An 820-nucleotide genomic window follows, 5' to 3' on the forward strand; every position below is an offset into this window, starting at 1 on the left:
TAGACTTGTTGCAGCGGCCTAGGCAATGAATAGTGTGGATATTTGAGCATGAAAATCTCCGTTCAAGACTTGAAAACACCTCGTCAATGGCGTTCTGCGTTGGGGTGTGATGCCCATCATTTCGAGCAACTTCTGGCGGTATTCCAGCGGGCCTATGCGGCGTTGCACGAGATGCAACTCGCTGAAAGGATGGTCATTCATCCCGCTGGAACGCGCATGAAGGATGAGGAAGATTTGCTTTTCTTCACCCTGTTTAGTTGCAAATCAGGACTGACTTATGACGTGCTGGGATTGGTCTGTGGCCTGGACGGGGCCACGGCCAAGCGCCGACAAGACGAAGGCTTAGCCGTGCTGCGGGAAGCACTCCGTTTGGCGGGTTGTTTGCCGGAACGCGAATTTCAATCCCCCGCCGAGTTGCAGCGCTATTTTTCTAAACGGCGGGCCGTGCTCGTCGATGCCACCGAATTCGCTACCCAACGACCAGCGGAAAAAACCGCGCAAAAAGCGCAGTATAGTGGCAAAAAAAACGCCACACCCTAAAAGCGCTGATGCTGGCTGATGCCCAGCGAAAAATTATTTATCTCAGCCAGCTGGTGCCCGGGTCAGTGCATGATTTCACGTTGTTAAAACAACTGTTTCCCCCTGACAAGCAGTGGTTTGATGGAATGACGCTGCGATTAGATTCCGGTTTTCAGGGCTTTGCGAAGGCGTATGCATGCGGCAAGTTATTTCTTCCCACAAAAAAACCGCGTGGCGGACAATTGACCAAAAACAATAAGTTTCGCAATACGCAGCAGGCCCGCAAGCGCGTAGTAGTGGA

General features: G+C 52.1%; 2 protein-coding genes. Both read left to right on the forward strand.

Annotated elements, in window-relative coordinates:
• Positions 1–48 precede the first annotated feature (48 nt).
• The gene (locus GM79_RS06670) at positions 49–540 is read left to right on the forward strand and encodes a hypothetical protein (protein WP_035561158.1); all 492 of its coding nucleotides are present in this window, start codon (positions 49–51) and stop codon (positions 538–540) included.
• 8 nt (positions 541–548) lie between these two features.
• Positions 549–820: transposase family protein (locus GM79_RS23700; RefSeq protein WP_235183931.1), on the forward strand; the 272-nt coding region annotated here is incomplete at its 3' end.

Origin of the sequence: Hymenobacter sp. IS2118 (genome assembly GCF_000715495.1) — a bacterium.
Taxonomy (GTDB): Bacteria; Bacteroidota; Bacteroidia; order Cytophagales; family Hymenobacteraceae; genus Hymenobacter.

Bases quoted from the DNA above. Each gene is read 5' to 3' on its own strand.
- GM79_RS06670 (WP_035561158.1), top strand. From the start codon at position 49: ATGAAAATCTCCGTTCAAGACTTGAAAACACCTCGTCAATGGCGTTCT.